6 protein-coding genes and 1 tRNA gene are annotated in these 7476 nt (G+C 65.4%); 3 read left to right on the top strand and 4 right to left on the bottom strand.

What is annotated here, in order from left to right; genetic code table 11:
• Positions 1 to 764: 764 nt before the first annotated feature.
• On the top strand, positions 765 to 1631 hold the full coding sequence (locus tag ID132_RS01760) for a hypothetical protein (RefSeq protein ID WP_193127715.1): 867 nt from the start codon (positions 765 to 767) through the stop codon (positions 1629 to 1631).
• A 323-nt stretch (positions 1632 to 1954) separates the two neighbouring features.
• On the opposite strand, the gene ID132_RS01755 is transcribed toward ID132_RS01760, so the two are convergent.
• The 3 genes from ID132_RS01755 to ID132_RS01745 all read right to left on the bottom strand — a co-directional run bounded on the left by ID132_RS01755 (position 1955) and on the right by ID132_RS01745 (position 3220).
• Positions 1955 to 2215, bottom strand: coding sequence for a hypothetical protein (locus ID132_RS01755; RefSeq protein ID WP_193127714.1), 261 nt, complete (start codon positions 2213 to 2215; stop codon positions 1955 to 1957).
• Between the two features lie 203 nt (positions 2216 to 2418).
• Complete coding sequence (locus tag ID132_RS14590) at positions 2419 to 2961, bottom strand: HXXEE domain-containing protein (protein ID WP_193127713.1); 543 nt, start codon at positions 2959 to 2961, stop codon at positions 2419 to 2421.
• Between the two features lie 169 nt (positions 2962 to 3130).
• A tRNA-Ser gene (locus ID132_RS01745) sits at positions 3131 to 3220 on the bottom strand.
• Positions 3221 to 3371: 151 nt separating this feature from the next.
• Here ID132_RS01745 and ID132_RS01740 point away from each other — a divergent pair.
• Together ID132_RS01740 and radA are read left to right on the top strand one after the other, a co-directional pair.
• Positions 3372 to 5102, top strand: coding sequence for a hypothetical protein (locus ID132_RS01740; RefSeq protein WP_193127712.1), 1731 nt, complete (start codon positions 3372 to 3374; stop codon positions 5100 to 5102).
• 204 nt (positions 5103 to 5306) lie between these two features.
• On the top strand, positions 5307 to 6746 hold the full coding sequence (radA, locus tag ID132_RS01735) for a DNA repair protein RadA (protein ID WP_193127711.1): 1440 nt from the start codon (positions 5307 to 5309) through the stop codon (positions 6744 to 6746).
• A 9-nt stretch (positions 6747 to 6755) separates the two neighbouring features.
• Here the strand turns inward: radA and ID132_RS01730 are convergent, their stop codons facing one another.
• Positions 6756 to 7433, bottom strand: a complete 678-nt coding sequence (locus tag ID132_RS01730; RefSeq protein ID WP_193127710.1) for a hypothetical protein — start codon at positions 7431 to 7433, stop codon at positions 6756 to 6758.
• Positions 7434 to 7476: the final 43 nt, after the last annotated feature.

Genomic DNA, 7476 nt, shown 5'->3' with positions numbered 1-7476 from the left:
CCTACTCGTGCAGCAGTCCCGATGCCGGGCGGTAGTGGCCAGTATCAATCGCCCGTCGGCGAGGACTTCAACACGTAAGCAAGCACGACGCCGGGCACGAACGTGAGGCGGAGCCACCAGTCAAAGGGGAAGAGGTCGCCTTCGGCCACCTCGTACCCGACACGCTGCTAGGTCCGGGCTTCAAAGGCCGAGTTCCTACTCCTTGACACTTACCGTATGCACCCTGTTCCTTTGATTGGTTATCGCCAATGACATGAGGCTTCGCGTACCTTTGGCAAGCACAAATATTCACATCAGCAGACTGCTGAATGACGAATCACTCACAGTGGTCGGCGACGCTCGACTAGTTTCTACCGGACAAGCGGGCAAGCAATTCCGAGACTTCAAACCGTTGGGTAGCCGTAGATACCGTCTCCGGCAGCATGACTGGCCGCAAGCAGAACCGAAGCCAACCATCGGAGAAACGGGCAGCTCAGAGCGCGTGGGGGCTCGACTTTCCAGAACGTTCGCCTGCCAACAAGCGCTCTGCGGTGAGTTGTCCAGTACGCAGCATTCTTGGAGAATGCCGGTGCGCGAAGTGCCTCAGGCACTGCAGAGCTTTAACAGGAGCGCGGCGATGGATCGCGGTTTCAGGAATTGATCCCCTGCACGGTCGAGCAAGAACTGAGCCGATTGCCCGATGTGGCCGGTAGGCTCGTGACAAAACGAGAAAGGCGGCAAGAGTGGGACTTAAGTGGCCCGGAGTGAGTACCGGTGGCGGGGACATGGACAATGCAACGCAGCAAGATGTGCGCGCGCTACTTGACGAATTCGGCGATACCGTCTCGCGTCTTCTCTCCATCCAAGGATTACCCCCACATGCATCTCCATTCTTCCGGCCGTTCTCATTGGTAGCACTCCGAGACAGCCAGCAGGTCCTGGTTGGTGCCGGGCCAGCGACGGGGGTGGCGCACCTCAGCTGGCTAGACGAACCCAATCAGCACTACGATGCCGCTGCCATGGTCGACCTCTTCAAGAACCAGCTCGGTTGGGAAATCAGTGCCGTGCTCTCGCTCCCACTTCCGAAAGACCCGAAGCGTACCGCCAAGATTGAAGCGGCAGCGCTGGCCCACGCTAAAGAAGTTGAGACTATGAACGCTCTGGGGAAGCTTGGCGATATCGAGCATGTGCGCCATCTGGAGCCATACCTGCGGAAGTTCCTCGAAGATCATCCCGAACCCAGCCGGAATGTATTCATCATGATGCGCTTCAGCGAATCAAATCAGATGCAGCAGATTCACAGCGCCATCGTCGCGGGGCTCGCGGACCACGGCCTCAACGCAGTCAGAGCTGATGACCGGGATTACACCGGCGAAGTCTGGACAAACATCGAGGTTTACCTCACCGGCTGCCAGTACGGTGTTGCAGTCTTCGAAGACATTGAAAAGCGAGACTTCAACCCCAATGTTTCGCTCGAACTCGGCTACCTCATGGGGCGGGCCAAGCGCTCTCTGCTTCTGAAAGAAAAACGACTTCCCAACATGCCTTCCGATGTGGTCCACCGTCTCTACAAGGAGTTCGACGGTTACGACATCGAAAACTCGATCAGGCGCGAGATCGGAAACTGGATCACCCGAGATCTCAGGATCTGAAGGACTCACAGCGAAGGCCAAGGAGGTCGCGAATTTATGAAGCCAGGCCGCCAGCGGGCTGGAGAGGAAGGGGAGGTGGAGGAGAATTGGAAAGACCACACAGTACTTGGTCGATCACGGCGGGCCACAGTGGGCGCCAGCGAAGCCGCAGCCACCACGGTTCTTGCTTTCCCTCCTCTGTTGCCCTTGGGCCTCCGGTAGGCCGCCTTCGTTGTCTCGAAGACTCCCAGGCCGGCCTGCCTCCCCGAGATCATCCAGGCATCGCTTGGTCGGGCGCACAGGTGTCATAGACCGTCACTGTACAAGGAGCCACCGACACGATCTCAGTCGTCGAAACCACGAAGCTCCTCAAGTTCATCGTCGCTGGCACCCGTCAGGAGCTGCACGGCACTCTGGGTGGAAGCGTCGAGCGTGCGCAGCGCCTCGAGCGCGGCCGTTTGAATTTCCTCGCGGTGATGTTCGATGTATTCGCGCACCGCGACGTCAACCACGTCCTTCTTGGACGATCGCAGGAAGTGAGCAGCGTGCGAAATCAGGGTGTCAGTCTCGCTGTCCACTTTGATAGGGGCAAGCCTGCCAGCCATAGTGGTTTCTCCTCGTGAGTGGTACCAAAGTACCCCGGGAACCTGCGACCCGCCAGTTTTAGGACGGCGATCTCTTCTCCCTCGGCGACCACATCGCCCGCACAACCAAACGGCGCGTATCCGGTGCATTCGGGCACCTGTTTCTCGGCGGCTACTCGCGATCCGCTGACAAACTCCGGGGCCCGTTGGCGTCGCAGCACGCCCTATCGCGTGCCGCGCCACAGCCCACGCAGCAGGATCGGCGCGAGCACCCAGTAGAGGAGCGACGTGTAGAGCCCCGGGAAGTAGCCGCCGACCATGATCGCGAAGATGACGTGGGTGACGGCGTTGCCGATGACTCCGTAGGTAATGAAGAAGAGCGGGATGAGCATCGGCTCGCGCACCTTCTGATAGAGCATAATCGCGCCGAGCACGAAGGCGAAGTAGGCGCACATGTTGAAGATGACAAACGTGCTCGGTGCGTAGGGCGCGCCGCCGAAGAGCACGGGGAATTGCTCGTAGAAGCCGGTCGCGTATTCCTCAGCGAAGTGCAGCATCTGCATCGCGACCGCGACGAGGTAGGCGGGCAGGATGCGCTCCGGCTCGGGCGCCTTGCGCGCAACAGTGAAGAGCAGCAGCGCATAGGCGAGCACGACGCCGGGCACGAAGGTGAGACGCAGCGACCAGCCGGAGGAGAAGATCCAGAACACCGCAATCATGACGATGGCCATGCCGGTGGCGATCGCGATGACGCGTTTGGACCTCACAGCGGTGTCGATGCGACGATCATCGCAAAGCGGATGCGGCAGGTCAAGGGTCGTGAGTGCGGGCGCCGCGTGGGCAGAGCGTGCCCAAAATGTGCCCACAGCGCCGTTCCGGCGAAACGAAGAACCCCCGGTTCCCTTGATTTAACGGGGAACTCGGGGGTGCTTTCAGTGGCGGTGACGGTGGGATTTGAACCCACGGTGGAGTTGCCCCCACACAACATTTCGAGTGTTGCACCTTCGGCCGCTCGGACACGTCACCAGCGTCTATTGTAAACACAAACTTAGGTGTCGGCGCAAGTTAACTTTTCAAGCGCATCCGCGGTCACCCAGCCAGGCCCACGAAACCGGCCCTCGGTACGATGCTAGTAGCCGCGAACTGCTACACGAGACCGGAGGACTTTGACGATTCGATGACGCACGACCGAACGAACGCCCCCGCTCGACCGTCGAACCGCCTCGTCTGGATCGCCTCCGCCGCCGCCGTCATCATCGTGGTGCTCATCGCCGCGATCGTCTTCTCACCCCGCGACTCGACCCAAACCGGCCCGACCGGCTCGGGCACCGCATCCGGCGCCGCGACCCCCACCCCGACCGAGCCGCCGATCGCCGAGCAGCTCATCGTGCCCGGTTACGACCCGACCCCGGGCAACTTTGCGCTGCCCGACGCGAGCAACCTCACGGCCACGCCGGTCACCGCGAACTTCGAACTCACCGACGACGCAACCGAGTGGGGCGGCATCTACGGCCTCAGCTTCGAGGCGACCGAACTCGCGAACCCAGCCTGGAACAGCGATAACTCGAACCTCACGACGACCCTTGCCGCGCTCGAGAGCCCGGTGCTGCGCTTCGGCGGCAACAAGGTCGACCGGCGCATGTGGTGGACCAGCACCGACGAACCTGCGCCCGAGTGGGCCGAGGCGACGGTGACGCCGGCCGATCTCGAGCGGGTCGCGGCGGTCGCCGAGGCGGTGGATGCGGAGGTCACGCTCGTCGTCGACCTCGGCCACAACGACCCCGAGCGCGCCGCCGACATGGTCAAGTACGCGACGGCGGCGTTCGGCGAACACCTGCTCGCGATTACGATCGGCAATGAGCCGAACGGCTACTCCCCCGAGGCGCAGCCTGACCTCGCGGTGCGCGGCGACGACTGGGACACCGACGCCTACCAGGATGCGCTGGTCGAGTACTCCGACGCGATCGACGCCGAGACGCCGGGCACGGACTACGCCGGCCCGGGCGCCTACGACACGACCTGGCTGCGCGCGTACACCGAGTCGGATCTGCCGAACAAGACCGCGGTGACGATGCACTGGTATCCGCTGTGGCGCTGCGACGCGACGAGCAACCAGTCGTCGACGACGACCATCGAGAACCTCACCTCGCCGGCGCTGCGCGAGAGCGCGCACAAGATCCTCGGGCTCGGCAAGGGGGTCGCCGACGACGCCGGCCTACCATTCTGGCTTGAAGAGACCGGCCCGACCTCCTGCTCAGGCGGCAACGAGACCTCCCGCACGCACGCCCAGGCGCTCTGGACCAGCGACTACGTGTTCACCGCCGCCGAGATCGGCGCCGAGCGCATCGCCTTTCACTCGATGCTCGGGGCGTGCGACGGCGGCGCCCCGATGAGCCCAGTGTGCGCGAGCGGCTCGGTCGACGAGCCAGGCGAAGTGATCGAGGGACGCTCGAACTTCCTCGCGCTCATGCTGCTGAGCTGGGTACCCGATGGCCAGGTGCTCACGCCCACGGTGAGCGGCGACGGCAGCGTCATGGTGCACGCCGTCTACGGCAACGACGGCTCGCTCACATACGTCATCGTCGACATGCGCGATCCGGGTGCGACGGATGCGCTGGCTCCCGTTTCGCTGCACGCCCCCGACGGCCTGGGGGCGGATGCGCCAGCCGCGTGGACGCCCAACTCCGGCTCCCAGCTCGCGAGCGACGCGCTCGACTCGACCGAGAGCACGCTGCCCGCGATGGCCCCGGTGCAGGCCGAGCTTGCGGCCGAGACCCTGACCGCGGATGCACCCCTCACCGTCGCGAGCACACCTGGCACCACGACGGTGCTCACGTTCGACGACGCCAGGGCGCACGACAACGGCGACGGCCCGACGGCGAGCGCTTCGGCTTCGGCGACGCCGTAAAAGCGGGATGCGCGGACGCGAGCTGCGCCTGCGTGCCGCCCCGCGCATCCGGTCACCTCGGCCACACAGTGTCGCCAAGATCCCACTTTCCACGCGAAAAGTGGGACGTCGGGGACACCCAGCGCCGACCACGACGCCCAACGCACCCAAGCCACCCATCCACAGGCCCCGACCGACGTCGTAGGCCGCAACTACGCTGGAGGCATGGCCACGAAGAGCAAGCAGCGCAACACCTATGAGTGCACCGAGTGTGGCTACGAATCCATCAAGTGGGTCGGCCGCTGCCCCGAGTGCCAGGCATGGGGCACGGTCGTCGAGAAGGGCGTGCCCACCGGCATCGAGGCCCGCGCGCAGGCACTCGCGCCCCGCCACCGGGCGGTGCCGATCACCGAGGTGCCCGCATCCGAGGTCGCGCAGCACCAGCCCACGAGCATCGGCGAATTCGACCGCGTGCTCGGCGGCGGCATCGTGCCCGGCGCGGCGATCCTGCTCTCGGGCGAACCCGGCGTCGGCAAGTCGACGCTGCTGCTTGAAACCGCGTCGCGCATCGCCGCGACCGGCGCTCGCGTCCTCTACGTCTCGGGCGAAGAGTCGGTGAACCAGGTGCGGATGCGCGCCCAGCGCACGAACGCCCTGCAGCCCACGCTGCTGCTCGCGAGCGAGACCGACCTCGGCACCGTGCTCGGCCACATCGAGCAGACCGACCCGGCGCTGCTCATCCTCGACTCGGTGCAGACCATCGCGTCGGCGAACATCGACTCGCTCGCCGGCCAGCCGAGCCAGGTGCGCGAGGTGGCGACCGCGATCATCCGGGCCGCGAAGACTCGCAACATGCCGGCGATCCTCGTCGGTCACGTCACGAAAGACGGCAACGTCGCGGGCCCACGCCTGCTCGAGCACCTCGTCGACGTCGTCGCGCACATCGACGGCGACCGGCAGACCGCGCTGCGCTTCGTGCGCACGCTGAAGAACCGCTTCGGCCCCACGGATGAGGTGGGCTGCTTTGAGATGTCGGGCGACGGCATGGTCGAGGTGCCAGACCCGTCGGCGCTGTTCGTGAGCCAGCGCGACCAGCCCGTGGCCGGCTCGGCGATCACCGTCGCGCTCGAGGGCAAGCGCGTGCTGCCCGTCGAGGTGCAGGCGCTCGTCGTGCACTCGCAGGCGCCGAACCCGCGCCGCGTCACGAACGGGGTCGACTCGAACCGCGTCGCGATGATCCTCGCGGTGCTCGAGCGCCGCTGCGGCATCCAGCTCGCGAGTCATGACGTCTACGTCTCGACCGTCGGCGGCGTGCGCCTCACCGAACCGGGCGCCGACCTCGCGATCGCCGTCGCGTTGAGCTCGGCGCAGAAGAACACACCGACAAAGCCGAACACGGTCGTCGTCGGAGAAATCAGCCTGGTCGGCGAGATTCGGCACGTTTCGTCCGAGAAGATGCGGTTCGCCGAGGCGAAGCGGCTCGGCTACGGCAAGCAGTTCGGGCCCGAGCACGGCACGGTCACGAACGCCATCAACCTCGCGCTCGGAGGCGGGAACCGCAGCGGTGGGGGCGACGGCAGCCGTGGCGGCAATAGCGACCGCGGTGGCAACGCGAACCCGGGCAGCAACGCCAACCGCAACGGCAACCACCTCCGCCCGGTCTAAACGCCGCCGCTACTGCAGTTCGAAGAACACTGGCTCCGACGCGATGCCGCCGATCGACACCGTGAGCGAGTAGTACGCGCCGCCACCGACCGCCGCGGGCCGCGAATCGGAATCGCACGTGTCAGTCGTCGAGCGCTCCCGCACCCACTCGATCACGGGCGACGTGACTTCCTTGGCCGGAGTCAGCTCGACGACCTGGCTCGTGCCGTCGGACTGGCAGTCCGTCGACGTCCAAATCGTGTCGTCGCCCGACTTGATCGTGTAGATCTGCGCCGACGTGCCCACGTCCATCCGGCACGGGGTGTCGCTTGTGTTCACGAGCTTCATCGACAGCTGCGGCAGCGCGTCGGCCGCGTACGTCGCCGCGTCGGTGATGGCCGTAACCGTCACGTCGCCTTCGGCACAGACGGCCGGGGTGTCGTCGGTCGGCTCCGGGGTTTCGGATGCGGTGGGCTCGGGCGACTCGGTCGGCTCGGCCTCGCTGGTGGTCGAGGTCGGTGCTGCGGTCTCAGTCGAGCTCGGCGCCGCGCCCGTTGACGTCGCGTCGCCGCCACCGCGAAGCGCCCCGAAAATCGAGACGACGCCCCAGACGAGCAGCGCGACCACGATCACCGCGAGCACAAGCGCGACGAGCCGGCGGCGCCGATATACCGCGGCGCTCGGCTTGCCACCCCGCTGCCCAGACATGTGAGAAATCGTACGCAACCCGGCGCCCACCGCCGCGATCCCA

It is taken from the genome of Gulosibacter sediminis (genome assembly GCF_014904065.1).
Taxonomy (GTDB): domain Bacteria; phylum Actinomycetota; class Actinomycetes; order Actinomycetales; family Microbacteriaceae; genus Gulosibacter; species Gulosibacter sediminis.
Note: the sequence above shows the minus strand (reverse complement) of the source record. Positions and strands in the feature narration are given on the sequence as shown.

Coding starts and splice junctions, on each gene's coding strand:
- radA (WP_193127711.1), top strand. CDS start 5,307: ATGGCCACGAAGAGCAAGCAGCGCAACACCTATGAGTGCACCGAGTGT.
- ID132_RS01760 (WP_193127715.1), top strand. CDS start 765: ATGGACAATGCAACGCAGCAAGATGTGCGCGCGCTACTTGACGAATTC.
- ID132_RS01755 (WP_193127714.1), bottom strand. CDS start 2,215: ATGGCTGGCAGGCTTGCCCCTATCAAAGTGGACAGCGAGACTGACACC.
- ID132_RS01730 (WP_193127710.1), bottom strand. CDS start 7,433: ATGTCTGGGCAGCGGGGTGGCAAGCCGAGCGCCGCGGTATATCGGCGC.
- ID132_RS01740 (WP_193127712.1), top strand. CDS start 3,372: ATGACGCACGACCGAACGAACGCCCCCGCTCGACCGTCGAACCGCCTC.